The organism is Rhizobium sp. LjRoot30 (assembly GCF_964253915.1).
In the GTDB taxonomy this organism is placed as follows: Bacteria; Pseudomonadota; Alphaproteobacteria; order Rhizobiales; family Rhizobiaceae; genus Metarhizobium.
On sequence record NZ_CAXUSG020000001.1, the window covers coordinates 661,969 to 686,986 of the forward strand.

Consider the following 25,018-nt stretch of genomic DNA (forward strand, 5'->3'; position numbering starts at 1 on the left):
GCCATGAAGTCAGGTCGCTTCGACACAACCATCCTCACCCTCGGCTTTGCCTTCCTCTATATCCCGATCATCATCCTGGTGATCTACTCGTTCAACGCCTCGAAGCTCGTCACCGTCTGGGGCGGTTTCTCGACGCAATGGTACCAGCAGATGTGGTCGAACGAGGGGCTGATGGATGCCGCCTGGGTGACCATCCGCGTCGGCATTCTCTCGGCCACCATCGGCACCGTGCTCGGCACGCTGGCGGCGCTGACCTTGGTGCGGTTCACGCGTTTTCCCGGCCGCATGCTGTTTTCCGGGATGATCTATGCGCCGCTGGTCATGCCGGAAGTCATCACCGGCCTGTCGCTGCTCCTGCTGTTCGTTGCCGTCGGCATCGACCGCGGCTTCTGGACGGTGACGATCGCGCATACGACCTTCACCATGTGTTACGTGGCGATCGTTGTGCAGTCGCGGCTGATCACCTTCGACCGCAGCCTGGAGGAAGCCGCACTGGATCTCGGTTGCCCGCCGGTCAAGACCTTCTTCAAGATCACGTTGCCGCTGATCCTGCCGGCCGTCATCGCCGGCTGGATGCTGGCCTTCACCTTGTCGCTCGACGACCTGGTGATCGCGAGTTTTGCGACCGGTCCCGGTGCGACGACCCTGCCGATCAAGATCTACAGTCAGGTTCGCCTCGGCGTGACGCCGGAAATCAATGCCGCCTGCACCATCCTGATCGGCATCGTTACCATCGGCGTCATCGTCGCCTCGGTGGTCACCAAGCGGCAGGAATACCAGCGCCAGCGCGACGAACATGTGGCAGCCAAGGCGGCGTAATCGTCAGTCGTTGCGCGGCGGCAGGAAAATATAGGTCAAAAGCCAGATCGGAATGATGATCAGCGACCCCAGCACCATGTTGGGGATTGCCCAGCCGATGGCCTTTTCCACAAAGAGCCAGATGTCTTCCGGTGTCAGCCCGGCGAAGCTGAGAAGGCTTTTCGTGGTGATCCCGAAAAAGGAAAGCGCCGCGCCCAGCAGAAGGGACGCCAGCGCGATCTTGAGCATCGCGGCAAGCAAGCGCAGCACCGAACATCCCCCATCCGGTTGATTCGCAATTATTCTACGGGTTTTCCCGTCAGGATAGAAATGGGGGAAATCACCGGATCGGGCCACGAGCCGCCGGCGAAGAATTGCACCGGCTGCACCGTCTCGTCCGCCGTTGCCGGTTTCAGCGTGCCGGCCAGCGCCATGCCGTTTGTGCCGTAGGGGATGACGCCTGATAGTGTCAGCGTCTCGTTGCGGCCGATGATGCGGGCGGTCTTGAGGGCCGCCGATCCCTTGGCGAAGTCGGCCATGATCTCGGCGCTGTCGAAATCGAAATTGCCGCTGCCGGCTTCGCTGAGCTGGAAGAAGGTCTTGCTGGCCGCAAGGCTTCGGAATGTGGTTGTGTCGAACTGCTTCAGCGATCCGGGCCCGGTATAGAGTTTGACCGAGCCGGAGATGTCGTTGGCACTGGTCGCCCAGACGGGTTTGTCGGTCTTCAGCGTCAGGTCCAGCGAGCCGGTGCCGAGCGGCAATGCGCCGGAGAGTGGAATGCGTGCCGCAGCGGCGGCGAGATCGGCATCGCGGATCGAAATCGCCAGGTTGCCGCCGCCCTCGAAACCGCTTTCGGCGACATCCATGTGGGCGATCATCTGGCCGCCCTCGAATTCGCTGTCGCCGATATCGAAATTCGCCTTGCCCTGCGCTACCAGCACGCTGGCGCCGACATCGCGCAGTTCGAATGGCGAGAGGGCCGCCGTCTGCGCCGAAAGCCGGAGGTCGACATCCAGTTGCCGCAGGAAGGTGGCATCCGCCGTTTCGTTGGGCGTAGCACCGGCCGGGACATTCAGGGAGAAGGCAGAGAGGAAGGCGCGCACGTCGAGCTGGTCGAAGGCGAGCGTGCCGGTCATCTTCGGCCGCCGCCCTTCCGGCAGGTTCAGGTCGAGGACGCCGGAGGCGTTCGTGTCGTTGATGGCAAAACGAAGGTTGTTGAACCGCACACCGGAATCTGCGGTCATCAGGTCAGCGCTCATCGAGGCGCTTTTCAACAAGGCGACGCTCGGCAGCTTGGCGCCGCTCCAGGCGAGCAGGCCGGGGATGTCGGCAGCGTTGATCTCCACCGCGCCGGAGAGGAAAGCGGTGCTCGCCAGGTTCGCCACGCCGTCGAAACGCGCGGTCAGCACCGGCGAGGAGAAGGAGAGCGAGGCCGTCGCATTGCGGCCGGAAGCGAGCAGCAGCGGCTGCGAGGATGCCAGGTCCATCTTGACGTCATGGTCGAAGATGCGCAGCAGCACATAGGCCTTGACGGCGTCCTGCAGGCTCGGCCAGTCGATGTCGGCGGAAATCCCGGCAAGCTGGAAATGCGCCCCGCCCGTATCCTGGAGCTCGACCGTGCCGTCCTCGATGGTGATGGAGCCGATGCGGGCGTTGAGATTGCGTTCGAGGATCTGGTTGTTGTTTTCGCCGGGCTTCACTTCAGCGAGCGCTCGCGCCAGCAGGCCCTTGTCGGTCCAGTCTATCGCGCCGTTCTCACCGCGCGTGAGAAAGAGATGCGGCCGTACGAAATGGAAATCGCGGAACTGCAACTGCCCGCGCAAGGCCCTGACGAGGCTGAAGGAGGCCGACATGCGGTCGATCCGGGCGATCTTCTGGCGGTTGTCGCCGTCCCGTTTCTCGATGGTCACGTCCTGCAGCGTCAGGCGCGGAACCGGCCAGAATTCCAGCTCCGGCGAGCCGCCGATGATGGCGCGATGGCCGGTCCAGCTGGAAATCGCCCGCTCCATGCCGTTGCGCACCAGGCTGGTGGAAATCAGGTAGGGCGCCGATAGCCTCACGACACCGAAGATGCAGAAGAACGCCACCAGCGCGATCAGCGTCACACGGATGATCGACTGGCGCGATCGATTGATCCTGCGAAAAATCCGGCGCACAAACCGCGTTCGAGATTGGGTCATGGTGAGCGGGGCTGCCTTTGTTCCACTCCGCAGGGGAGCCTTGGAGCGGGATAGCGGATTTATCGTGCCCGCGCAAATCCATGTCGTCTCCGGCGGGGTGGAAGGCCACTTTATAATGCGATGCAGCATGCTATACAGAGCAAAAATGCGCAGGAGGACAGCATGACAAACGAAGCCCCTCTGTGGGTCCCATCCGACCAGATTCGCAAAGACAGCCCCATGGCGAAGTTCATCGCCTGGTGTGGCGAACGTCATGGCCTGAATTTTGCGGATTACGATGCATTCCACGCCTGGTCGGTCGAACGTCGCGATGATTTCTGGACAGCGATCTGGGATTTCTGCGGCGTCAAGGGAAACCGCGGTGAACGGGCGCTGATCAACGGCGACGTCATGCTGGAGGCCCGGTTCTTTCCCGATGCAGAACTGAATTTTGCCGAGAACCTGTTGTCGCGAACGGGCGCCGGCGACGCTCTGATCTTCCGTGGCGAAGACAAGGTACGCGACCGCTGGTCATGGGACCGGCTGACCGCCCTGGTCTCGAAATTGCAGCAGGCCTACCGCGCCGCCGGTATCGTCAAGGGCGACCGCATAGCGGCGATGATGCCGAACATGCCGGAAACCATTGCAGCCATGCTGGCCGCCGCCTCGATCGGTGCCGTCTGGTCTTCCTGCTCGCCGGATTTCGGCGAGCAGGGCGTGCTCGACCGCTTCGGCCAGATCGCCCCGAAACTGTTCATCGCCTGCGACGGCTACTGGTATGCCGGCAAGCTGCAGGATGTGTCCGGCAAGATTGCTGCCGTCACCGCCCGTCTCGGCGTGCCTTCGGTGATCGTGCCGTATGCCGGTGATGCCGCTGCCGTCGTCGCAGTGACGCCGAATGCCAGGACGCTTGGTGATTTCGTCGCGCCTTTCGATGCGAAACCGGTAGAATACGTCGCCCTGCCGTTCAGCCATCCGCTCTATATCCTGTTTTCGTCCGGCACGACCGGCGTGCCGAAATGCATCGTGCATTCCGCCGGCGGCACGCTGCTGCAGCACCTCAAGGAGCACCGTCTGCATTGCGGGCTGACGGAGGGCGAACGGCTTTTCTATTTCACCACCTGCGGCTGGATGATGTGGAACTGGCTGGTCTCGGGTCTTGCCATCGGCGCGACGCTCTGCCTGTTCGACGGCTCGCCGTTCCATCCCGATGGCAATGTGTTGTTCGATTATGCCGCGGATGAAAAATTCGCTATCTTCGGCACCTCGGCGAAATATATCGATGCGGTGCGCAAGGGCGGTTTTACGCCGCGCACCACACACGACCTTTCCAGCCTGCGGCTGATGACGTCGACCGGTTCGCCGCTGTCGCCCGAAGGTTTTTCCTTCGTCTACGAGGGTATCAAGCCGGACGTGCAGCTTGCCTCGATTTCCGGCGGCACCGACATCGTCTCCTGCTTCGTGCTCGGCAATCCGCTGAAGCCGGTCTGGCGCGGCGAGATCCAGGGGGCGGGGCTTGGCCTGGCGGTCGATGTCTGGAACGACGAGGGCCAGCCGGTGCGCGGCGAAAAGGGTGAACTGGTCTGTACCAAGGCTTTCCCCTCAATGCCGATCATGTTCTGGAACGATCCGGACGGCGCCAAATACCGCGCCGCCTATTTCGAGCGTTTCGACAATATCTGGTGCCACGGCGATTTCGCCGAATGGACGCAGCATGGCGGCATCGTCATCCATGGCCGTTCGGACGCGACGCTCAATCCCGGCGGCGTGCGCATCGGTACGGCCGAGATCTACAATCAGGTCGAACAGATGGAGGAAGTGGCGGAAGCGCTGTGCATCGGCCAGGATTGGGATGATGATGTGCGTGTCGTGCTGTTCGTCCGGCTGGCGTCGGGCGTGGCGCTGACCGACGATCTCATCAAGGCGATCAAGACGCGCATCCGCACCGGCGCCTCGCCACGCCACGTTCCGGCAAAGATCATCGCCGTTGCCGATATTCCGCGCACCAAGTCCGGCAAGATCGTCGAACTCGCCGTGCGCGAGGTTGTTCACGGCCGACCGGTGAAGAACAAGGAAGCTCTGGCCAATCCGGAGGCGCTGCATCTGTTCGAAGGCCTGGCGGAGCTTGGTCGGTAAGGTGAAACAGAGGCTGCCCGGCAATCGAAACCACGGTCAGCCAAGTTCTTGCCGGTGAAAGATCGGGGTGGCCGATAACCACTTGTTAAGGCGCCGCTTGCGAAGGTGTAACCAGTAAGGCACCCTTACATCAAGGGCAGCTCTATCGGCTTCCGGCGCAAAAGTGCCGTCGGTTCGAACTCTTGTTGAACAGCATAACTTATAAAAAAGGCGGCTCGTGCCGCCTTATTTTTTGTCTGGTGTTCAGTTGGCCAAAACGCGGGGCGAGGGGAAGATGATCTCCACCAGCGTGCCTTCGTTGGGGGCCGAGCTGATGGAAAACTGGGCGCGGTTGGCATCCACCATCGCCTTCGTCAGCGGCAGGCCGAGACCGGTGCCGTCACCGCGCTTGCGCGAACTCGTCGTTGCCACCTGACGGAACGGTTTCATCGCCTGCTCCAGTTCCGAACGGGTCATGCCGACGCCGGTATCGCGGATCCTGAGCACGACGCTGCCATTCGTTTCGTAGGACGTCGAGACGACGATCTGGCCGCCCGCGGGCGTGAAGCGGATGGCGTTCGACAGGATGTTGAGCGCGATCTGCTTGATCGAGCGCAGGTCGGCAACCACATGCGGCACCGATTGCGACAGGGCGGTGCGGATGATGACGCGCTGGCTGTTGGCCTGCGGCTGGATCAGCGCCACGGCTTCCGACAGCGTCTCGTTCAAGCCGACGGCGATAAAATCGAGATCCATCTCACCGGCTTCGATCTTGGAAATATCGAGCAGGTCGTTGACGATATCGAGGACATGTCGTCCGGAGCGGCCGATGTCGTTGGCATATTCGATGTAGCGCGGATGACCGATGGCGCCGAAGCGTTCCGTCGCCATCATGTCGGAGAAGCCGATGATGGCGTTCAGCGGCGTGCGGATTTCATGGCTGACCCGGGCGAGGAATTCGCTCTTGTGGGCGTTGGCGGTTTCCGCCGCCCGCTTGGCGTTGCGCAGTTCCTCTTCGGTGCGCTTCCACTGCGTGATGTCACGGATGACGGCGCAATAGCCTTCCGACGAGGTCAGGCGTCCCATGGTCATGAACAGCGGAATGAAGCCGCCGGACGCTTCGCGGCCGATCACCTCGCGGCCGTCGTTGAGCACGCTTGCCACGCCGTGGCCGGCCAGCGCGGCGAGATAGTCCATCACCGACTTCTGGCTTTCATGGGCAAAGAGCATGACGAAGGGTTTGCCTTGCGTCTCCTCGTTGTCATAGTTGAACAGCGCATTGGCCGAGCGGTTCATCGAACGGATTTCGCCGTCGTGGCCAAGGATGACGACGCCATCCGTTGCGGTCTCGAGGATCGAACGCAGTTCCTCAAGTTCCCCCTGGACGCGGGCGAGCCTGGCGCGCATGCGGTCCTGGCGGCCGTCCGCCTCTTCCACCTCGGCTACCGTTGTCGTTGCAAAGGACTGGCGTCCGCCCAGCGGCATCAGCGCCAGCATCAGCGCATTGCCCTGTTCCCAGCGGATCGATTGCAGCCGGGCCATGACGGGAACGAGCAGGTCGTCGGAACGCACCAGAGTCAGCCCGCCGGGCTGGCCGGAATCCTCGTCGAGATCCTGCCGCTGCAGCAGGGAATCGAGACCGCCGACCTCTTCGAGGGCGGCCAGCGTGTCGTAGCCGGTCAGGCGCAGGAATTCCGGATTGGCGTGGATCAGTTCATCGCCGGCATGCACCAGCAACGCCACCGGCATCTGGTCTATGGCGCCGGCCGAAAGCCCTTCTTCCATCTGGGCGCGGGGCGGAATGAGAGAGGCGAGCACGTCCAGCGGTGTTTCTTCCGCCGTGTCGTCGTCTGCCTGCTGTTCTTCGGCATCCCGCTGACCGATATCGCCATCGACATCCGCGAACACGTCGGGGCTATCCGCCTCTTCGGATTCGTCTTCATTGGACGCGACAGCCTCGTCCTCGACAGGTTGTTCTTCGGCGAACGGCGCGGGGAAGGCCGCGTCATCGACAGTCGGTTGCGGCGTGTTCTGATCGTCGATCGGCGTCGTTTCGGCAGCGGTCTTGGTTGCCGCGATATCATCCGCAGGCGTCTGCGCGGCTTCGCTTTCGCCGGCCTGATTGAGTGGCTGCAATTGCCGGGCGATCTCGCGGAAGGCAGCCTGCTCGACCGGGCTCAATCCGTCGCGGCCGCGGGAGCGACGTTCCTCGAGACGAATGACCTTGTCGGAATGGCGGCGGTTCGGCGTTTCAACCAGGCGCAACGCCGGACGCTCGCCCCACGGCAGCATCAGCGATGTTTCGTCGCGTTTCTCGCCGTCCGGCTGGTCGACGCCCGGTTCGTTCTCATCATCGGGGGCGTCGCCGGCATCTGCGGGCAAGACTGTCCCGGAATCGTCTTCCGCATCGGCAGCCAGTACCGCATCGGCAACCGACACCGAGGTGGCGGCATCGGTTTCTTCCGGATCGGCGGCAGCGGCTTGCTGCAACTCGGCTTCTGCCTGTGCGGTTGCCTCTTCAGCCGATGCGCTGGTTGTACCTGCGGTGATGTCCTCGCCCGTCAGCGCGCCTGCCGCCAGCGAAAGACCGAGTTCCAGCGGGTCGCTGACCGCATCGGCCAGCCGGACGATGCCGAAGCCGCGAAAACCGTCGAACTCGCGGTTGCGCGTGTAGGTCGGCAGGGCGGCGAGATCGACGGGCACCTTGAGCGCCGTCCCTTCGATCGGCCAATGGATCGTCTTGCCCGACCAGGTGTCGCGCTTGCCGAGCAGTTCGGCGATCTTGCCGTCCGGATCGAGGTTGAAGAGATGGGCGATATCGGTAAAGGCAACGCCATTGATCGACGAGGCGTGCGGGCCGACCGCCTTGGCGAACTCGTTGGAGACCTCGTTGAAGCGGCCTTCGGCGTCGATCTTCCAGACGAAGCGTGTGGCGCGGGCCTGCGGATTGAAGACAAATGCGCCCTGGGCCGCAGGAGCGACATCCGCCTGTTCCGAAGCTTCCGTCACGAATGCCACCGGAGCCTCTTCCGGCTGCGGGTCCCAAATCTGCACGGTTTCCGTATCGGCTGCCGCATCGGAGGACGACACGTCGCCCTCATCGGCCAGCTCCATCGGGGCCGGTTCGGCATCTTCGATCACGGAAGCAAGGTCGGCATCGGGCAGATCGGAGGAGGGCTCGGCCGGAAGGTTCGTTTCGATATCCTTCGGGGCGGCGGCGGTATCGGGCATGTCGTCGAGGTCTTCCACCTCTTCGATCGTGGAGATGGCATCGATCGCCGCCGTATAGTCGTCGCCCGGCTCTGCAGACAAGGCCGGCACTTCCGCCTCGGTCTCCGGAACGGTTTCGGTCCGCGGCGCCGGCGCATGTGTTTCGTCTTCGATGGCCTCGACAACGGGCTGTATCGGAGCGGCCTGCGAAAAATCCTCGGTCGGATCGAGATTGCCGATGACCATTTCGACGACGAACAGCAGGTGCAGGCCGGGCTCTTCCGACAGCTTGCCGACCGCTGCCGGCAGGTAGCCGCGGCCGGTCGGGATCGGACGCTTCATCAGCCGATCAGGATGGTTGCTGACCATGGTGACCAGGGAATGCGCCGTGTGTTCGGTGATGCCCAGGCGTTCGAAGCGCTCCGAGGCAACGATGATTTCGCCGTCATTGCCGAGCACGGCCATATGTGTATCGGGATCGTCGAAACCTTCGAGCATCTGCCGGGCGCATTCGCGGCGGCTCAACGCCGTCGTCTTCAGCGGAACGGAAAACAGTATGGCATCTTCGCCGGCCGGCGTCTGCAGCCGCTCGACGGTCGCCTGGACGCTGAGGCGCTGGAAGCCGGAGGCGATGCGCACCAGAAGCGAGCGGCTGTCGCCTTCCTTGCCGAGCTGCCGTGCGGTGGCTTCCATCTGCCGGAAGGTGACGTCGTTGCGGTTCGGGCCTTCCTCGAGGAAATCGTAGATGCCGGGATTGCCGAAGAGCCGTGCGCCTGCGCCGTTCGCCCACAGTACCCGGTCCATCGCCACTGAAAACAGCACGATGGCTTCGCCGCGGGCAAACCGGTCTTTCACGCGCGCATGCACGGCGATGTCGATAAACGGGTATTGAACTGCGGGCATAACAAATCCTGTACGCGGGCTAATGCCGAAGTTATCTGAGATTAACAGTTTTTTAATATCGAAGCACCCCCCGCCCGGTCCAGCAGAGGCGGCGGAATCCGTTAAATACGGTTAATGTCTTGTGCGACGCAAAATTATGTTGCAATGCACAAAAACGTCGCCTATATAATGGGCATCACTCAAACAGACGTTTCGCGACCGGTCTTGTCCGTTTCTCGCGACATCAGGAGCATCGCATGAAAAAGATTGAAGACGTTTTCTCCGTTGCCAGCTTCGACCCCGCCAAGCTGACGGAAAGCTTCCGCGATTTCACGGAAAAGGGTGTCCAGCAGTCCAAGGATGCCTACGCGAAGATGCGGGTTGCCGCCGACGACGCTGCCAAGACGGTTGAAGCGACGGTCCAGAGCGCCCAGACCGGCACGGTCGATATCGGCCTCAAGGCGATCGACGCGCTGCGCACCAACGCTGAAAGCTCGCTTTCCCACATGGAAGCGCTTCTGGGCGTCAAGTCTGCTGCCGAGTTCTTCGAACTGCAGACCGCCTTCATCCGCAAGCAGGCCGAAGTGACGGTCGAGCAGGCCAAGTCGATGCAGGAAGCCACCAAGAAGTTTGCCGAGTCCGTCTCCAAGCCGGTCAAGGACGCTGCCGAGAAGGCAATCTCCGGCTTCAAGGCCGCCTGATATCAGCGCTATTTTTCCAGGAAAGCCGGGCGATAACACCCGGCTTTCTTTTTTGCTCGACATTTGACTTGCAAAAGACAAAAACTCCTCGTATGTGACGCCCATAACGTCTTCGGCGTTACCCGTGTGCGGTTGTAGCTCAGTTGGTTAGAGCGCAGGTTTGTGGCACCTGAGGTCGGTGGTTCGACCCCACTCAACCGTACCATTCCTCTCTCCCGGTCAGTCTGTATTCCACTAGGACTGTCCAGGAGAGAGGATTTATCTTTTCCCCATTATTACATCGATGTCGTCGCGACGGTTGTTGGCTTCAACCCTGGATTTCTATGTCAGACTCAGATCGTGTCGCAGAGCAGATAGACGCGCGATAGGCGCTCCTTGATTTCCTCCATATCGCGCCCTAAAAAGGTCATTAGTGACCTCTTTCGCAAAGGATGCGGGAATGTCGACCGTTAGCCTCAAGGATGCCAAAGCGACTTTTTCGAATGTTATCGATCAGGCTGCGGCCGGTGACTTCGTAACGATCACCCGTCACGGTCGCGCCGCAGCCGTCATCGTCAGTGTGGCGGCGGCCGAAGCAGCGAGGAAGGCGCTTGCAAAGGATCGTCCCAGCCTCGTTGCCCACATGAAAACTTTTCCCGCCGATTTCGACGATGACCAAGACGTGTTCGCACGAAATCCAGCCCCGTCACGCGAGGTCGATCTTTGAACGGCTTCCTGCTCGATACCAATGCCATCTCGATGTTCTCTCCCTCGCAGGCGGCAGCTTCCGAGGGATTTATGGCCTGGATGGAAGAGCAGGAGCGCGCAAACGGGATTTATCTCTCGGCTGTAACCGTCCATGAGATCGAAAAGGGCGTCCGCCTGCTTGACCATCGTGGCGCGACGGCAAAAGCTGCGGCGATCCGTTTCTGGCTCCTCGGCCTGGTATCGTTCTACGGTGACAACATCCTGCCATTCGATGCTGCGGTCGCTCAGCTGTCAGGCGAGCTTGAGGCCATGGCGGTCTCGGCCGGCCACAGCCCCGGCGCTGCCGACGCCATGATTGCCGGAACGGCCAAGGCCCATGGCTTGATCCTCATCACCCGCAACCTCAAACATTTCGAATCGTTTGCGATCAAGGTCAGGTCACCCGATATGATCGCGCGCTGAACCCTGGGGCACGGCCAGGGCTGTCGTACCTTGAAATGCTGCATGATTTTATCCTCAAATCGGTTCCGATTTAAGGAGTGATGCAGTCGTCAGACGTACCAGATCCCGTCATCGATCGCGGCGGCGACGTTCTGCTGGTTTTCGGCGCTTTCCGAGAATTGCGCCAGCATCTGCGCCCGTGTCAGGCCGCCCTGCAGTTGGCCGGTCCAGTAGGAATAACCGGCGGCATCGGGATCGCGGTCGAGAACGTTCCTGTAGATGAGGTCGGTGAAGGCATTGTTCGAAACGGTCGACGGGCTGCCGTAGGTACGCTGGAACTCGGCGGAATTGATGAAATTCTGCGCCACCCAGGTGATGTTGCCCTGGCCCTTGTCCAGCGCATCGATCCAGTAGCTCAGGCCGCCGCTGTCCGGCACCCGGTCGAAGGCAGCCTTGTAGATGCGGTAGGCCTGGCCGGCATTGCCGTCGGTGTCGAATGCGAGCGTACCGTCGGCAAAACGCAGCCGTTCGATGTTGATCAGCTCGTCGCTGCCGGTCCCGTTGCCGCTGACGGCGATGCGGCCGGAGGCCTCGCTGACGATATAGCCTGCGCGTGCGCCGGCATAGACTGTGGTGTCGATGCCGCCCAGGCCGTCGAAACGTTCGCTGGCGGCGGTCGCCGTAAACGTGTCGTTGCCGTTGGTGGCCGTCGTGCCGGTGGTCTGCTTGGCGCCGTAAAGCGCCTGGATGCCATGGATGTCGCCGATGCCGAGCGTCGAGAGGTCGGTAACGGAGGGATACATGATCGTCGCTTCGTCATCGGTATGTTCAAGCCCGATCGCATGGCCGATCTCGTGCAGGGCGACGGCGTAGAAATTGGTGTCGTTGCCGATATAGTTCTTGTTCGTCGACCAGGTCTCGGACGTATCGAAGCGGACTTCCGATACTGTGATCGAATAGAGCGGCTGGCTTCCGGAGGAAGTGCCCTGCCACCGTGCCTCGCCGACGGTTCCATAGGCGCCGTCGATGTAATCCCAGCCGATGCGAATGCCGGTCGCTGCGTTGTCGGACACTTCGACGAAATCGATCTTGGCGACGGCCTCCCAGGCGTCGAAGGCCTGGCGGATGAGGCTGCGGAACGCTTCCTCCGTCATCTGCCTGTCGAATTCGTAACCGCCACTCCAGTTGTACTCTGCGAAGGACCAGGTCACCGTGCCGCCGGAGCGCCCGATATAACCTTCACCCCATTTCGCTTCCCCCAAGACATATTCTGTCAACTGCCCGCTCCTGTGAAAGACGAATCACGTTTTGGCATCGTTGCATCGATTTGGGTCTAAATCAGGAGGCCGGGCCAGCTATTTCTGCCTTTTGGTTAAATCCCTGCAGATATCGGGCGTTTTCGACCGGTATCTGTGCCGTTCCGGGAAGCTGCCGCGGACGTTAAGCCTCTCGTAACCATTCCGCCCAGCAACCGTGCCCGTTTAGCAAATGATTCAGGAACAAGCTTTTAAGATCCAGCTTATGCATGAGTGGCCTACATGATGTAGAGCCGGTGCTGAAAATTGAGGTCTGCACATGATGTGCGCAAAGTGGCCGGCGCTTGCCGCTGGCATGCTGGGACTTTTTGTCCTTTGGTTGCCCTTGAGCCTTCAGGCACAGCTGGTGCTCAGCTTTGCCGTCCTGGGCTTCATGTTCATCTTCATGACGCGGCCGGACAGCAAGCCGTTCAGGTTGATGACCTTCGTGTTCGCCGGCATTCTGGCCTTGCGATACGCCTACTGGCGCACCACCGAGACACTGCCGGATATTTCCGAACCTCTGAACTTCATTCCCGGTTTCGTGCTTTACCTCGCTGAAATGTACTGCCTGGCGATGCTGGCCGTCAGCTTCTTCATGCTGGCCGATCCGCTGCGCCGTGTGGCGCCGGTGCCGAAGACGCGCGCCGAGCTGCCGACGGTCGATGTGTTCATTCCGAGCTACAATGAAGACCCCGAACTGCTGGCCGTGACGCTCGCCGCCGCCAAATCGATGATCTATCCGAAGGAAAAGCTGACCGTCTACCTGCTGGACGACGGCGGCACGGAGCAGAAGCGCGCCGCCAAGGACCCGCGCCAGGCGCTCGCTGCGCTGCGCCGGCACGAGCGCCTCAAGGCGCTGTGCGCCGCCATGGACGTCCGTTACCACACCCGCGCCCGCAACGAACACGCCAAGGCCGGCAATCTGAACGAAGGGCTGAAGATCTCCACCGGGGAACTCGTCGTCGTTTTCGACGCCGACCATGCGCCGGTGCGTGAATTTTTGAAAGAAACGGTAGGTTTCTTCAACGAGGATGAAAAGCTGTTCCTCGTGCAGACGCCGCACTTCTTCATCAATCCCGATCCGCTGGAAAAGAACCTCAAGACTTTCGCGCGCATGCCGTCGGAAAACGAGATGTTCTATTCCATCCTGCAGCGCGGCCTCGACAAGTGGAACGCTGCCTTCTTCTGTGGTTCGGCTGCCGTGCTCCGCCGCAAGGCGCTGGAAACCACCAATGGTTTTGCAGGCCAGTCGATCACCGAGGACTGTGAAACGGCGCTGGCGCTGCATTCCAACGGCTGGCACAGCGTTTACGTCGACAAGCCGCTGATCGCCGGGCTGCAGCCGGAAACCTTCGTTTCCTTCATCGGCCAGCGCGCCCGCTGGTGCCAGGGCATGCTGCAGATCCTCATCCTCAACCGGCCGTTTCTGGCACGCGGGCTGACGATGGCGCAGCGCATCTGCTACGCCGGCATCAACCTCTTCTGGCTGTTCCCGCTGTCGCGGCTGGTGTTCATGTTCTCGCCGCTGCTCTACATCTTCTTCTCGCTGGAAATCTACCAGGCCAACATCATGGAGTTCGCCTCCTATGCCTTGACCTACCTGGTCTCCTCCTTTGCGATGCAGAGCTATCTCTACGGCCGGGTGCGTTGGCCCTGGGTGTCGGAACTGTACGAATATGTGCAGTCGGTGCTCCTGTTCGGCTCGATCCTTTCGGTCGTGCGCAATCCGCGTAAGCCCACCTTCAATGTCACCGCCAAGGGCCAGACGTTGGAAAAGAGCGGCCTTTCCGCCATCGCACGTCCCTATTTCATCATCTTCTTCCTGCTTCTGGCCGCCGCCTTCTATTCGGGCTGGCGCTACCTCACCGAACCGGCGGCATCGGAACTGCTGCTGATCGTTGCCGGCTGGAACCTGATCAATCTCGGCCTTGCCGGTGCCGCGCTCGGCGTCGTGGCCGAACGGCGCGAGCTGCGCCGCAACCAGCGCCTGCCGGTCAAGCGCCATGCGCTGATGCATCTCGCCGGCAAGCTGTATTCCATCCTGATCCACGACGCCTCGAGCGGCGGTGTCACGGTCGAATTCATCGACGAGCAGCCGACGAGCAACTTTGATGACCATGCGAACGCCCGTGTCGAACTGCGACGCAACGGCAAGGTCATGACCTTCGATGTCGTGCGTCGCGGCACCCGGCAGCAGAACGGCCAGACGCATCATGGTTTCGCTTATGCCGAACGCACGCCTGAAACGTTCATGGCGATCGCCGAGCTGATGTATTCCGATCAGTCCGTTCTGCAGGAGCGGTTGTCCCGCCGACAGGTGCGCCTCGGCTTCTTCACCGGCACGATGCGCTTCGCCTTCTGGACGGTTTCCGAGACGTTCCGTGCCATGCGGTATGCCATCGGCCTGATCCGCGAGCAGGCGGTACAATCGGCCGAAGACGCGCCGATCCTGCTTCTGGAAGGCCCCAAGCAGATGCCGCGGGAAACCGCCACCTTCAATCCGGCAGACAATGAGGTCCGTATTTATGCATGACGAGACGATGGTCCGCCGGCTTGCGCTTGCGCTGGTGTTTGCCGCCACCGGTCTGATGGCATCGACCGCCCTGGCTGGCGAGTTCCGCCTGCTGCCGGCGGCACGGCAGGAAACGCCCGTGGTGGAAAAAACCGAAAAGGCCGATGCTTCCCTGCTGCCGACGGCCGTGGCTCCGGCGCAGCTTGTCGCCGCCGCATCGTCGTCGCTGATCCCTTTCGCGCAGGCCGCCGACCGGTTGCAGCTGACGGGTGAGGACGACACGGCGGTCTTGAGCTTCCATCTCGCCGCCACCCAGCTTGCCGCCGGCGGCAAGCTGCAGATCGGCTATCAGAATGCCGTGTCGGTGTTGCCGGATACCGGCGTGCTCGACGTTACGGTCAATGGCAAGGCCGCCGGCGCAATCGCGATCCGTTCTCCGAATGGCGTGAAGACCGAAACCCTGGCCCTGCCGGCCGATGCCCTGCAGGCAGGGCGCAACGAAGTGCGCCTGCGCGCCCGCCAGCACCACCGCGTCGATTGTTCGCTGAATGCCACCTATGAGCTCTGGACGAAGATCGATCCGGCCGCCAGCGGCTTCCTGCCGGTAAAGCCCGTTGGCTTTACGGCTCTTGAAGATCTGCTGTCGGTCGGCAAGACCGCCGGTGGCAAGACGGAAATCCGCCTGGTCGCCGATGGTGCCGCCTCCGTCGCGCTCGCCAATGAAGGTATTGCCGCGGTGCAGGCGCTTGCGCTGTTTCTCGACCGCGAGGATCTCGTCGTGACGGTGGGCAAGGATACGGCAAGCGGTCCGGGCATAGATTTGTTCGTTGGCTCCGGTGCCGAGGCGGGACAGACGGCGGAGGGCAAGCGCCTGCTGTCGGGCAGCGCGTCCGGTCTTTCCGTGCAGCCAGGCCGGGTGCCGGGCAGGGCGGTCGTCCTGCTCAGCGGCGCAACGGCCGGCGAGCGCACGGCAAGCCTGCTGGCCGCGGTCCGTGGACCGATGCGCGCCGGCCTTGATGGCAGCCTGTTTGCCGGGACCTGGGGGCGCATCGCTGCCGAACCGTCGAAAAGCTACACGCTGCGCGATGCCGGATATGTGACGGCGCCGTTTGTCGGTCGCCTGTCGCGCACTCGCTTTGAATTGCAGATGCCGGCGGATTTTTACCCGGCCGAATATGCCACCATCGATTTCCACCTGCGCGGCGCCACGGCCCCTGGGCTTGCCCTCGGCGCCCAACTTCTGGTGCGTGTCAACGACAAGGTGGTCACCAGCCTGCCGTTCCGCAACGCCGACGGCGAGCAGTTCAATGGCAAGCGCATCGAACTGCCGCTGCGCGCCTTCCGGCCGGGCGTCAACCGTGTCGAGGTGATGGCGGAAGTGCCCGTTGCCGCCGATGCGGCCTGCGCGCCGCAGGTCGCAGCCGAGGCGACGCCGCGTTTCATCCTGCTGGAAACCTCCTCGCTCGACATTCCGGCCTTGGCGCGTATCGGCCATTTTCCCGATCTTGGCGCGCTTGCCGGCGCGGCCTATCCTTTCGGCGACGGCAAGCCGTTCGATGTGTTCATCGACAGCGCCGATCCGCGCGTTCTCGGTGCCGCCCTGACCACCGTCGCCAGGCTCGGCGTTGCCGCCGCCCGTCCGCTGTCCGCCAAGATCCTGCTGTCGCAGCCGGTAGAGGCGGAGGGCCGCAATGCGCTGGTGATTTCCGCCGGCGGACCGGCGGTCGCGGCCATCCCCGACAAGGCCGATACGGCCAGCGATGCCGCCGACCTGATGGCCGGCTTTGCCGTCAAGACGCCGGAAGACACCGATCCGGTGACGACAGCCGCACTCGATGCCACGGCCCCGGATGCCAAGGGCGATGACACCCAGGCCTTGCTGGATGCCTTCCGCAATTCGACCGTGGCGCCGGAAACGGGCGGCTCCTTCGCCACCCAGGCCGAAACGTGGACGACCAGCATGTTCAGCCGCTTCCGCCGCTGGCTTCGCTACGAGGACCCGGCCGGTGCCGAGGCGTCCAACGAAACCGGCGCTCTCGTGACCCTCTCGCAGGTCGTCTCGCCATCGGGCCTCGGCAACTGGACGGTGATCCGCTCCGATTCACTCGATCACCTGGCACTCGGCATGCAGACGCTTGCGGCGACGTCGGCCTGGCAGCGGCTTGAAGGTGGTTCCGCCTGGGTGCGTGGTGAAGACGGCGTCCTTGTCAGCCGCGCCGCGACAACGCGGATCATCACGGAAATCACCGATCTCAGCTTCGGCAATTTCCGTCGCCTGGCCGCTTCGTGGTTCTCCGACAATTTCCAGATCTACATCGCGCTTGTCATCGTGCTGATGAGCGGTTTCGGGGCATGGCTCGGGTTCGCCGTGTCGAAGAAGGGTGTGAGGACAGACCAATGAAACTTCTTTCCCTGAAGACGGCCGTTCTCCTGGCGGCCACGGCGCTGGTGCCGATGGGTGCCCACGCCAATGACCCGCTCGCCTCGTCCGGGCAACCGTCGTTGCTGGCGGTGGAAAAACCGGTAGACGCAGCTGCCGCTGCCCCGGTAGCCGGTCCCGACGAAGTGGATCTCGCCGCACTTTATTATTATGCCGACCAGAAGCAGGAGGAGCGTGTCCAGGCGGAAATCGCCCGGTTGCAGCTCAAATATCCGGGTTTTCAGGTGCCGAAGAACCTCTATCTGCCCCTGGCACAACGGTCGGTCAACGAGCAATCCTTGTGGGATCTCTACGACAAGAACGACTTTGCCGGTATAGACGCTGAAATCGGCAGGCTGCAGGCAGCCCATGCCGGCTGGGTGCCGTCGGAGGATTTTTCGTCGAAACTCGAGCGCCGCAAGCAGCGCGTGGCGATGACCGCTGCGACGACCGCCAAGGACTGGACCGGCGTGATCGCTGCCGGCGAAGGGCTGGATGCGGCAACCGAGCCGGAAATCGACCTTCTCTGGATGCTGATCGACGCCTACCACGCCACCGGCATGAAGGAGCCGCTCGCCGAGGTCTGCAAAGGGATCCTGTTCCGCCAGGGCGACCAGCGTTTTTCCGACGACCTGCTGGCAACCACGCTGCAGAAAGCAGCCGCTGATTTTTCCGGCGAGGAAATTCGCGCCGTGATCAACAATCTCTGGCCGCAGCCAGGAGCCGTTGCGGCTCTCAAGCCGATCGAAGATGATCTGCTGCGCCGTGACGTGGCAAGATTTACTGCCGATGAGACGAAAACGCAGCCGCTGTCCGATGCGGATATCAGCCGTTTCAACGCGCTGGCAGCAACCGCGCAAGGCGGCGCCGATTTTGCCGTTCTTGGCTGGTACAACCTGAAGCTCGGCCAGCTGCCGGCTGCCGAAACGGCTTTTTCGGCTGCGATGGAGCGCGAAGCGACCCTCGATTCCGCCAAGGGCCTCTATCTGAGCCTTTCGCGCCAGAAACGCGATGCGGATGCCTACCGGTTTGCCGTCGATCATCTCGGCGTGCTCGCCGACGATTCCACCTTCCTGATGAACGCGCTGTCGCCGCGCTTCTCCAAGCCGGAACTCGGCGCGCTCGATGCCGGCACGGTTACGGCCTATTCTGCAGCGATCAGCGAGACGCAGGCCGCCGACCACGCCGAGATCCTCGGCTGGTACGCCTATAATTCCCGTCAGTTCGAAGCGGCGGAAGCATGGTTTGCCAAGGCATGGAGCTGGCAGGAAAAGCCGGAGCGGCTGAAAGGCCTGGCGCTGAGTTACCTGCGCGAAGGCAAGAAGAAGCAGTTCGCCGCGTTGCGTGACGAGCAGGGCGACCGGTTCCCGGAGCTTTTCAAGGAGATCGGCAAGGCCGCCCCGCCGCGCGGCGACAAGGGCGTGACGGTGGCGAAACCGTCAGCTTCCACCGGCGACACGGGTTATCTCGCCAGCCTGAAGGCAAAACGATATGACGACTGCCTGCGCGATCTCCAGCGTCTCGAGGATCGCGGCGGCCTGTCGGCCGATGCGCAGCTTATCCGCGGCTGGTGCCTGATGGGTCTTTCCCGCCCGTCCGAAGCGAAATCCGCCTTCAACGCCGCCCTGCAGGGTGGCAAGGCGTCCGTTCGGCAGGATGCCGCCTACGGCTCTGCGCTGGCCTCGCTGCGCTCCGGCCTGACGGGTGAAGCCGAAGCGGTGATCAGTGCCTATCCGCTCAGTGCGGCCCGTGACCGCGAGCTTCGCGGCGAAATCTACTGGCAGCGCGCCCGCGCGGCTTTCGACAACAAGGAGTTCGAGCAGGCGCTGGAAGCGTTGAACGCCCGGCTGCAGATCATGCCGGAATCCTCCGACATGAGTGTGCTGCGCGCCTGGGCGCACCAACGCCTTGGCCACAAGGCGGAAGCCCATGCGATCTTCCAGCGGCTCAGCATGCATCTGAGCGATCCCAACATCATGAATGGTCTGAACGCGACGGGAGCGACCCGATGAACTTTGTACGCTTGGCCATCGCGGCTGGCCTGACAGCCCTCCTGGCCGGCTGCACCTCGGTGCAGGATCCGTTCCTCACGGGAGCGACCGCGACATCCGTTGCCGGGCCATCCGTTTCGAATGCGGTCTCGGCGGAATTCGCGACCGCGTCATTGCCGCTGGAAGCCGGGCGTGTCGTCGGTGTGCAGCAGGACGTCCGCTCGGACGGGCTGTCGCAGGCGATCCTCTACGAAAATGCCACATCCCTGCCTGGCGAAAACCGCGTCAGCGTCGATTTCGGCGCACCGGGCAGCAGCAGCCGTTACCTCAGGGCACCGACCAGCGCGACGGTGCGCGCCGAGCTACGCTCTGTCCTGCCGGGCATCCGCATGCAGATCAGCAACGTGCCGGGCAACAATGCCCAGGGCGTCTTCGGCTATGCCACGGGATCGACCGGCCGCGGCGCCTGCCTCTACGCATGGCAGCTTGCCAAGGGCGGTTTGGGCGAGGGTTACGCTGCCCAGGTCCGGCTGCGTTACTGCCATCCGACGCTGCCGGCGGAAAGCCTGGTGGGGCTGATGCAACAGCTGCGTCTGCGCCCGGTATCGAAAGAGACGCTGGCAACATTCCGATTTGCCAATAGCGCTGTTCGCCCTGCGGCCGCGCTGGAAGAAACCCGCGTCAGCACGTTGAGCACCGATGTCGAGGAGCAGCCCGTCCGGCGCAGATCACGGCAAACGACCGACACAGAAACGGCATCGGCAACCGATGGCGTCGCCGTGCCGCTGCCGGATTCCACCGCGCGGGCATCGTCGGCCGACACGGCGACCGCCGACAGCCGCAAAGTGACGCCGACCGATGTTTCGGTGGCGGTTCCTCTGCCGCAATAATTCTCCCGGCTTGCAAAGCATCTTACGCTTCGCCACTATTCGTGGTGCGGGAGACTCATATTTTTGCCGTATGAGGAAATAAACAGGCGCCCACATCCGTCTGCAAGCCAGGATCGAAATCATTGGAAAGGTTGAGTTATGGCAGTGGCAGATGCGGGACGCCCTGAGACAGCTACGCAATTCGAACGTGCGTCGTTCACCGGCAGTGCTTCGGAATACTTCGGTATCTGGATCGTCAACGTCCTGCTGACCATCATCACCTTCGGTATCTATTCCGCCTGGGCAAAGGTGCGGCGCAACCGGTATTTCTACGGCAACACCGTCCTCCTCGGACGCGCCTTCGAATATCACGCCACCGGCAAGCAGATTTTTATCGGCCGGGTGATCGTTTTCCTCTTCTTCATCGGCATCCAGATCATTGCCGCCATCCATCCGCTGTTCGTCATCCTCACAACTGTACTCATCTTCATTGCGCTGCCTTGGTTGGTGGCGCGGGGCCTGCGGTTCAATGCGCGGGTGACGAGCTATCGCAATGTGCGTTTCGATTTCGTCGGTTCGGTCAAGGGCGCCTTTGTCGCCGTCGTGCTCGGCAGCTTCGTGTCGTTCCTATCGCTCGGCATCCTGGCGCCGTTCGCCAGCCGCTGGCTCTATCGTTACGTCTTCGGCAACATGCGTTATGGTGACCGGCCGTTCGTCACCGAGCCGCGCGTCGGCGCGCTCTACGGCGTCTGGTTTGTTCCCGCCCTGATGGTGGTGATCGGCGCGGTCCTTTGCGCCATCGTCGGCCTGGCGATGTCCGGCGCCATCATGGCGATCGTCAACAATGCCGACATGACCGAGGAGGAGATGATCCTCACCATCGTTCTCGGGGTCTATCTGGCGTTTTTCGTCGTCTTTATCGTCTACGGCCTGGCGGCACTGGTCTACCGCGCCGGTGTGCGCAACGTCGTGTTTTCCTCGACAAAGCTCGACGACAAGCATGAGCTCATGAGCGACATGTCGCGCGCCCGTTATGCCTGGATCGCCATCAGCAACGTGATCGTCACCATCCTGACGCTCGGCCTGATGCGGCCCTGGGCCGCCGTCCGCCTGGCGCGCTACATGACGGCACATACGGGTATCACCATCCATGGTGATGTCGGCGAGATACTGTCCTCGATCGAATCCACCGGCGCGGCGATGTCTGCCGAATACATGGACATGGAAGGGATCGATTTTGGTTTCTGAGGGCAGCGTTATCGCCCGCGGCGAATGGCATCCGGCCAATTCCAGCCGTTCGGTTCCGGCATCGCTGCAGCTGGCCGGCGGCCTGGTGGTTGCCGTCGGCGACGCGGCGGCAGAGCGTCATTCCGCCGCCGAGCCGGAGAAAATGGAGTTTTCGCCGCGTGTCGGCTCCATTCCCCGCCGCGTTGTCTTTCCGGATGGCTCGTTGTTCGAAACCCGCGACAATGATGCCATCGACGCCTTTGTCGAGAAACGTCGCGGGCGGCGCAGCGGTTTCGTTCACCGGTTGGAGGAGTTCCATCCGCGCCTCATCGTCTTCACCGGCCTCGTCATGCTGCTTGCCGCCGGCATTTACCGGTATGCCCTGCCGGCTCTGGTGGAGCTTGCGGTGCTTTTGACACCGCCTGTGGTGCCGGACTGGATGGGAGCGGGCACGCTCTCCACGCTGGACCGCACCACGCTGTCGCCCAGCACGCTGCCGGAGGCCGACCGCAAGCGGATATCGGATGGTTTTGCACTGCTGGCGGCCAAGGCCGAAGGCGGAGCCGATGCCTACACGCTGAATTTTCGCGATGGCGGCTACATCGGCCCGAACGCCTTCGCCCTACCGGACGGCAGCCTGATCCTCACCGACCAACTCGTCGAACTCGCCAAGGGCGACACCGACATGATCCTCGGCGTGCTTGGCCACGAGATCGGCCATGTCGAGAAAAAGCACAGCCTGCGCCAGCTCTATCGCGCCGCCGGCATCGCCGGCCTGATCATGCTGATCGCCGGCGACGTCGGCTCCGGTGTTGAGGATATCCTCACCCAGGGCGGCGGCTTGCTGGCGCTGTCCTATTCCCGGGAGGCGGAAAGCGAGGCGGACAGGCGCTCCGTCGAACTGATGCGCGCCGCCGGTCGCGATTCCGCGGCCATCGCCCGCTTCTTCGAGCGCCTGGAGGAAATCCATGGCGATAGTGGTGGCAACAGCATGCTGTCGACGCATCCGGGCACGCCGGAACGACGGCAGGCCATTCTCGACTACGACGCCCAGTTGCGTGGTGCCACGGTGGAGCAGAACGATGGCGCCTCCACATCTGGCGCAGCGGGGGGACAGCAGCCGGCAAAACCCTGACGGCTGCTTGGCGGCGGCCGTTCATGATTCCGCCATGCTAAAAATTTACCACTTGGAAAACCCCTGTGGCGGCCTGAACAATTTTCCTGTTTTTTGGAATTGTTCAAATCTACGAGGCCGACTATATAGGGGAGGATAAGAGTCAAGAATCGGGAGATCAGCATGCGTTTGACGAAACAGACCAACTATGCCGTGCGCATGTTGATGTATTGCGCGGCCAACGAAGGTCAGCTGAGCCGTGTTCCCGAGATTGCCAGGGCTTACGGAGTTTCCGAGCTTTTCCTCTTCAAGATCCTGCAGCCGCTGAACAAGGCCGGCCTGATCGAGACCGTGCGCGGCCGTAATGGCGGCGTGCGCCTTGGTCGCGCCTCCGACAAGATCACCCTGTTCGACGTCGTGCGTGTGACCGAGGACAGCTTCGCCATGGCGGAGTGCTTCGAAGACGGCGCGGTGGAATGTCCGCTGGTCGACAGCTGCGGCCTCAACTCGGCGCTGCGCAAGGCCCTGAACGCCTTCTTCGCGGTGCTGGCGGAATACACCATCGACGATCTCGTCAAGGCGCGCCCGCAGATCAACATGCTGCTCGGCCTGCCGGCGCGCATGCAGAAGAACGGCGCCATCGCTGCCCCGGCAGCCTGAGTCAACTGATATATGAGACGATCGAGGCGCAGGCGGCTTACCGTCTGCGCCTGTTTTATTTGCGACATGTTTCTGGCCGGAATACGCGTTTTCAGCGCGTCGCAATCGCACTGGTTGCGGAAAACTTTGCTTCACACGGTTGAGCGCGACTGGAATAGGATTACGAATATTTCGATTCCACAGCGTTTTGGGTCAAAAAATTTCTAAATTTATCCGCTTGGACAAAATTTCGCCGGGGTCTGTTGCTTTCGCCCCTCAAATGTCGTTCCATTTGGCGATGGCCCGGACACAGCTTCCGGGATCCAGTTTTACAACAAAAACAATCTGGGAAACGACATCATGAAAAAGATCTCCCTCCTGCTTGCAGCGACGGCGCTTGCCTCGGTCATGGCGACCTCGGCATGGTCGAAGACGCTGGTGTATTGCTCCGAAGGGTCGCCGGAAGGCTTCGACCCGTCGCTCTACACCGCCGGCACGACGTTCGACGCCTCGTCGCGCACCGCCTACAGCCGTCTGGTCGAGTTCAAGCATGGCAGCACCGAGATCGAGCCGGGCGTCGCCGAAAGCTGGACGATTTCGCCGGATGGTCTTGAATACACCTTCAAGCTGCGCGCTGGCGTGAAGTTCCAGACGACCGAATATTTCACCCCGACGCGCGAACTGAACGCCGACGACGTGATTTTCTCGTTCGAGCGCCAGATCAAGGCCGACCATCCCTGGCACAAGTATGTCGAGGGTGCGTCCTGGGAATATGCCGCCGGCATGGGCTTCCCGGACCTGATCAAGTCGATCGAGAAGGTCGATGACCTGACCGTCAAGTTCGTTCTCAACAAGCCTGAAGCACCGTTCATCGCCAACCTCGGCATGGACTTCGCTTCGATCATGTCGAAGGAATATGCTGACAAGCTGACCGCCGAAGGCAAGGTCGCGCAGCTGAACCAGATGCCGCTCGGCACCGGTCCGTTCACCTTCGTTGCCTACCAGCCGGATGCCGTCATCCGCTACAAGGCGAACCCGGACTACTACAAGGGCAAGGAAAAGATCGACGATCTCGTCTTCGCCATCACGACCGACGCTGCTGTGCGCGCACAGAAGCTGAAGGCCGGCGAATGCCATGTCATGCCGTACCCGAACGCTGCCGACGTTGCCGACCTGAAGGCCGATCCGAACCTGACGGTTCTGGAAGAAGAAGGTCTTAATGTCGCCTATCTCGCCTACAACACGCAGATGGCCCCCTTCGACAAGCCGGAAGTGCGCAAGGCGCTGAACATGGCCGTCAACAAGCAGGCGATCATCGACGCCGTCTTCCAGGGCGCCGCTTCGGTTGCCAAGAACCCGATCCCGCCGACGATGTGGTCCTATAATGACGCCATCGAAGACGACAAGTACGATCCGGAAGGTGCCAAGAAGGCTCTCGAAGCCGCTGGCGTCAAGGATCTGAAGATGAAGATCTGGGCGATGCCCGTTTCGCGTCCCTACATGCTGAACGCCCGCCGCGCCGCTGAACTGATGCAGGCAGACCTGGCCAAGGTCGGCGTCGAAGTCGAGATCGTCACCCACGAATGGGCTGAATACCTCAAGCTTTCCAGCGACGTGAAGCGCGATGGCGCCGTCATGCTCGGCTGGACGGGTGACAACGGCGATCCGGACAACTTCCTCGACACGCTGCTCGGCTGCGAAGCCGTTGGCGGCAACAACCGCGCTCAGTGGTGCAACGAGGAGTTCAACAAGCTGGTGAAGGCTGCCAAGCAGACCTCCGACCAGGCGGAACGCGCCAAGTTCTACCAGGACGCCCAGGTCATCTTCAAGCGTGAGGCTCCCTGGAACACGATCGACCATTCGCTCGTCTTCCTGCCGGTCAGCAAGAAGGTTTCCGGCTTCGTGCAGGATCCGCTCGGCATTCACCGCTTCGACGGCGCTGATATCGCTGAATAA

General features: G+C 62.1%; 17 protein-coding genes and 1 tRNA gene. 14 read left to right on the forward strand and 4 right to left on the reverse strand.

Annotated elements, in window-relative coordinates; genetic code table 11:
- Positions 1-3: 3 nt before the first annotated feature.
- Positions 4-819 (forward strand): ABC transporter permease, encoded by an 816-nt coding sequence (locus ACSQ3I_RS03320; protein ID WP_435996018.1) that lies wholly within the window; start codon positions 4-6, stop codon positions 817-819.
- A gap of 3 nt (positions 820-822) precedes the next feature.
- Here the strand turns inward: ACSQ3I_RS03320 and ACSQ3I_RS03325 are convergent, their stop codons facing one another.
- Both ACSQ3I_RS03325 and ACSQ3I_RS03330 read right to left on the reverse strand, forming a co-directional pair.
- Positions 823-1,068 (reverse strand): DUF6460 domain-containing protein, encoded by a 246-nt coding sequence (locus ACSQ3I_RS03325; RefSeq protein ID WP_435996020.1) that lies wholly within the window; start codon positions 1,066-1,068, stop codon positions 823-825.
- Between the two features lie 29 nt (positions 1,069-1,097).
- A complete protein-coding gene (locus tag ACSQ3I_RS03330) occupies positions 1,098-2,978 on the reverse strand; it encodes an AsmA family protein (RefSeq protein WP_435996021.1) in 1,881 nt (626 codons plus the stop codon).
- A 162-nt stretch (positions 2,979-3,140) separates the two neighbouring features.
- Between ACSQ3I_RS03330 and ACSQ3I_RS03335 the strand changes: the two genes are divergently transcribed.
- Positions 3,141-5,093 (forward strand): acetoacetate--CoA ligase, encoded by a 1,953-nt coding sequence (locus tag ACSQ3I_RS03335; RefSeq protein ID WP_435996023.1) that lies wholly within the window; start codon positions 3,141-3,143, stop codon positions 5,091-5,093.
- Positions 5,094-5,336: 243 nt separating this feature from the next.
- Here the strand turns inward: ACSQ3I_RS03335 and ACSQ3I_RS03340 are convergent, their stop codons facing one another.
- Entirely contained in the window at positions 5,337-9,185 is a 3,849-nt protein-coding gene (locus tag ACSQ3I_RS03340) for an ATP-binding protein (protein ID WP_435996025.1), read from the reverse strand.
- 236 nt (positions 9,186-9,421) lie between these two features.
- Between ACSQ3I_RS03340 and ACSQ3I_RS03345 the strand changes: the two genes are divergently transcribed.
- The 4 genes from ACSQ3I_RS03345 to ACSQ3I_RS03360 all read left to right on the forward strand — a co-directional run bounded on the left by ACSQ3I_RS03345 (position 9,422) and on the right by ACSQ3I_RS03360 (position 11,014).
- Entirely contained in the window at positions 9,422-9,865 is a 444-nt protein-coding gene (locus ACSQ3I_RS03345) for a phasin (RefSeq protein ID WP_435996027.1), read from the forward strand.
- Positions 9,866-9,993: 128 nt separating this feature from the next.
- Positions 9,994-10,070: transfer RNA gene (locus ACSQ3I_RS03350), tRNA-His, on the forward strand.
- 234 nt (positions 10,071-10,304) lie between these two features.
- Positions 10,305-10,571, forward strand: a complete 267-nt coding sequence (locus ACSQ3I_RS03355; protein ID WP_435996029.1) for a type II toxin-antitoxin system Phd/YefM family antitoxin — start codon at positions 10,305-10,307, stop codon at positions 10,569-10,571.
- Positions 10,568-11,014, forward strand: a complete 447-nt coding sequence (locus ACSQ3I_RS03360) for a type II toxin-antitoxin system VapC family toxin (protein WP_435996030.1) — start codon at positions 10,568-10,570, stop codon at positions 11,012-11,014. The genes ACSQ3I_RS03355 and ACSQ3I_RS03360 overlap by 4 nt, the downstream gene beginning before the upstream one ends.
- A gap of 89 nt (positions 11,015-11,103) precedes the next feature.
- Here ACSQ3I_RS03360 and ACSQ3I_RS03365 read toward each other — a convergent pair whose 3' ends face one another.
- The gene (locus ACSQ3I_RS03365) at positions 11,104-12,270 is read right to left on the reverse strand and encodes a DUF4214 domain-containing protein (protein ID WP_435996032.1); all 1,167 of its coding nucleotides are present in this window, start codon (positions 12,268-12,270) and stop codon (positions 11,104-11,106) included.
- 334 nt (positions 12,271-12,604) lie between these two features.
- Between ACSQ3I_RS03365 and bcsA the strand changes: the two genes are divergently transcribed.
- The 8 genes from bcsA (at position 12,605) to ACSQ3I_RS03405 (ending at position 25,018) form a co-directional block, all read left to right on the forward strand.
- Positions 12,605-14,824 (forward strand): UDP-forming cellulose synthase catalytic subunit, encoded by a 2,220-nt coding sequence (gene bcsA, locus ACSQ3I_RS03370; protein WP_435996278.1) that lies wholly within the window; start codon positions 12,605-12,607, stop codon positions 14,822-14,824.
- On the forward strand, positions 14,817-17,204 hold the full coding sequence (locus ACSQ3I_RS03375) for a cellulose biosynthesis cyclic di-GMP-binding regulatory protein BcsB (protein ID WP_435996034.1): 2,388 nt from the start codon (positions 14,817-14,819) through the stop codon (positions 17,202-17,204). Before bcsA ends, ACSQ3I_RS03375 begins: the two co-directional genes overlap by 8 nt.
- Positions 17,201-19,234, forward strand: a complete 2,034-nt coding sequence (locus tag ACSQ3I_RS03380; RefSeq protein ID WP_435996035.1) for a hypothetical protein — start codon at positions 17,201-17,203, stop codon at positions 19,232-19,234. The genes ACSQ3I_RS03375 and ACSQ3I_RS03380 overlap by 4 nt, the downstream gene beginning before the upstream one ends.
- Positions 19,231-20,103, forward strand: a complete 873-nt coding sequence (gene bcsN, locus ACSQ3I_RS03385; RefSeq protein ID WP_435996037.1) for a cellulose biosynthesis protein BcsN — start codon at positions 19,231-19,233, stop codon at positions 20,101-20,103. Before ACSQ3I_RS03380 ends, bcsN begins: the two co-directional genes overlap by 4 nt.
- Before the next feature lie 138 nt (positions 20,104-20,241).
- The gene (locus tag ACSQ3I_RS03390; RefSeq protein ID WP_435996039.1) at positions 20,242-21,330 is read left to right on the forward strand and encodes a YjgN family protein; all 1,089 of its coding nucleotides are present in this window, start codon (positions 20,242-20,244) and stop codon (positions 21,328-21,330) included.
- The gene (locus tag ACSQ3I_RS03395) at positions 21,320-22,444 is read left to right on the forward strand and encodes a M48 family metallopeptidase (protein WP_435996041.1); all 1,125 of its coding nucleotides are present in this window, start codon (positions 21,320-21,322) and stop codon (positions 22,442-22,444) included. The genes ACSQ3I_RS03390 and ACSQ3I_RS03395 overlap by 11 nt, the downstream gene beginning before the upstream one ends.
- Before the next feature lie 162 nt (positions 22,445-22,606).
- The gene (gene rirA / locus ACSQ3I_RS03400; protein WP_435996043.1) at positions 22,607-23,083 is read left to right on the forward strand and encodes an iron-responsive transcriptional regulator RirA; all 477 of its coding nucleotides are present in this window, start codon (positions 22,607-22,609) and stop codon (positions 23,081-23,083) included.
- 339 nt (positions 23,084-23,422) lie between these two features.
- Positions 23,423-25,018, forward strand: coding sequence for an ABC transporter substrate-binding protein (locus tag ACSQ3I_RS03405; protein WP_435996045.1), 1,596 nt, complete (start codon positions 23,423-23,425; stop codon positions 25,016-25,018).

Excerpts from the sequence above, each read along its gene's own strand:
- bcsA (WP_435996278.1), top strand. The coding sequence starts at position 12,605 with ATGCTGGGACTTTTTGTCCTTTGGTTGCCCTTGAGCCTTCAGGCACAG.
- ACSQ3I_RS03390 (WP_435996039.1), top strand. The coding sequence starts at position 20,242 with ATGGCAGTGGCAGATGCGGGACGCCCTGAGACAGCTACGCAATTCGAA.
- ACSQ3I_RS03355 (WP_435996029.1), top strand. The coding sequence starts at position 10,305 with ATGTCGACCGTTAGCCTCAAGGATGCCAAAGCGACTTTTTCGAATGTT.
- ACSQ3I_RS03405 (WP_435996045.1), top strand. The coding sequence starts at position 23,423 with ATGAAAAAGATCTCCCTCCTGCTTGCAGCGACGGCGCTTGCCTCGGTC.
- rirA (WP_435996043.1), top strand. The coding sequence starts at position 22,607 with ATGCGTTTGACGAAACAGACCAACTATGCCGTGCGCATGTTGATGTAT.
- ACSQ3I_RS03375 (WP_435996034.1), top strand. The coding sequence starts at position 14,817 with ATGCATGACGAGACGATGGTCCGCCGGCTTGCGCTTGCGCTGGTGTTT.
- bcsN (WP_435996037.1), top strand. The coding sequence starts at position 19,231 with ATGAACTTTGTACGCTTGGCCATCGCGGCTGGCCTGACAGCCCTCCTG.
- ACSQ3I_RS03380 (WP_435996035.1), top strand. The coding sequence starts at position 17,201 with ATGAAACTTCTTTCCCTGAAGACGGCCGTTCTCCTGGCGGCCACGGCG.
- ACSQ3I_RS03335 (WP_435996023.1), top strand. The coding sequence starts at position 3,141 with ATGACAAACGAAGCCCCTCTGTGGGTCCCATCCGACCAGATTCGCAAA.
- ACSQ3I_RS03340 (WP_435996025.1), bottom strand. The coding sequence starts at position 9,185 with ATGCCCGCAGTTCAATACCCGTTTATCGACATCGCCGTGCATGCGCGC.
- ACSQ3I_RS03320 (WP_435996018.1), top strand. The coding sequence starts at position 4 with ATGAAGTCAGGTCGCTTCGACACAACCATCCTCACCCTCGGCTTTGCC.
- ACSQ3I_RS03330 (WP_435996021.1), bottom strand. The coding sequence starts at position 2,978 with ATGACCCAATCTCGAACGCGGTTTGTGCGCCGGATTTTTCGCAGGATC.
- ACSQ3I_RS03345 (WP_435996027.1), top strand. The coding sequence starts at position 9,422 with ATGAAAAAGATTGAAGACGTTTTCTCCGTTGCCAGCTTCGACCCCGCC.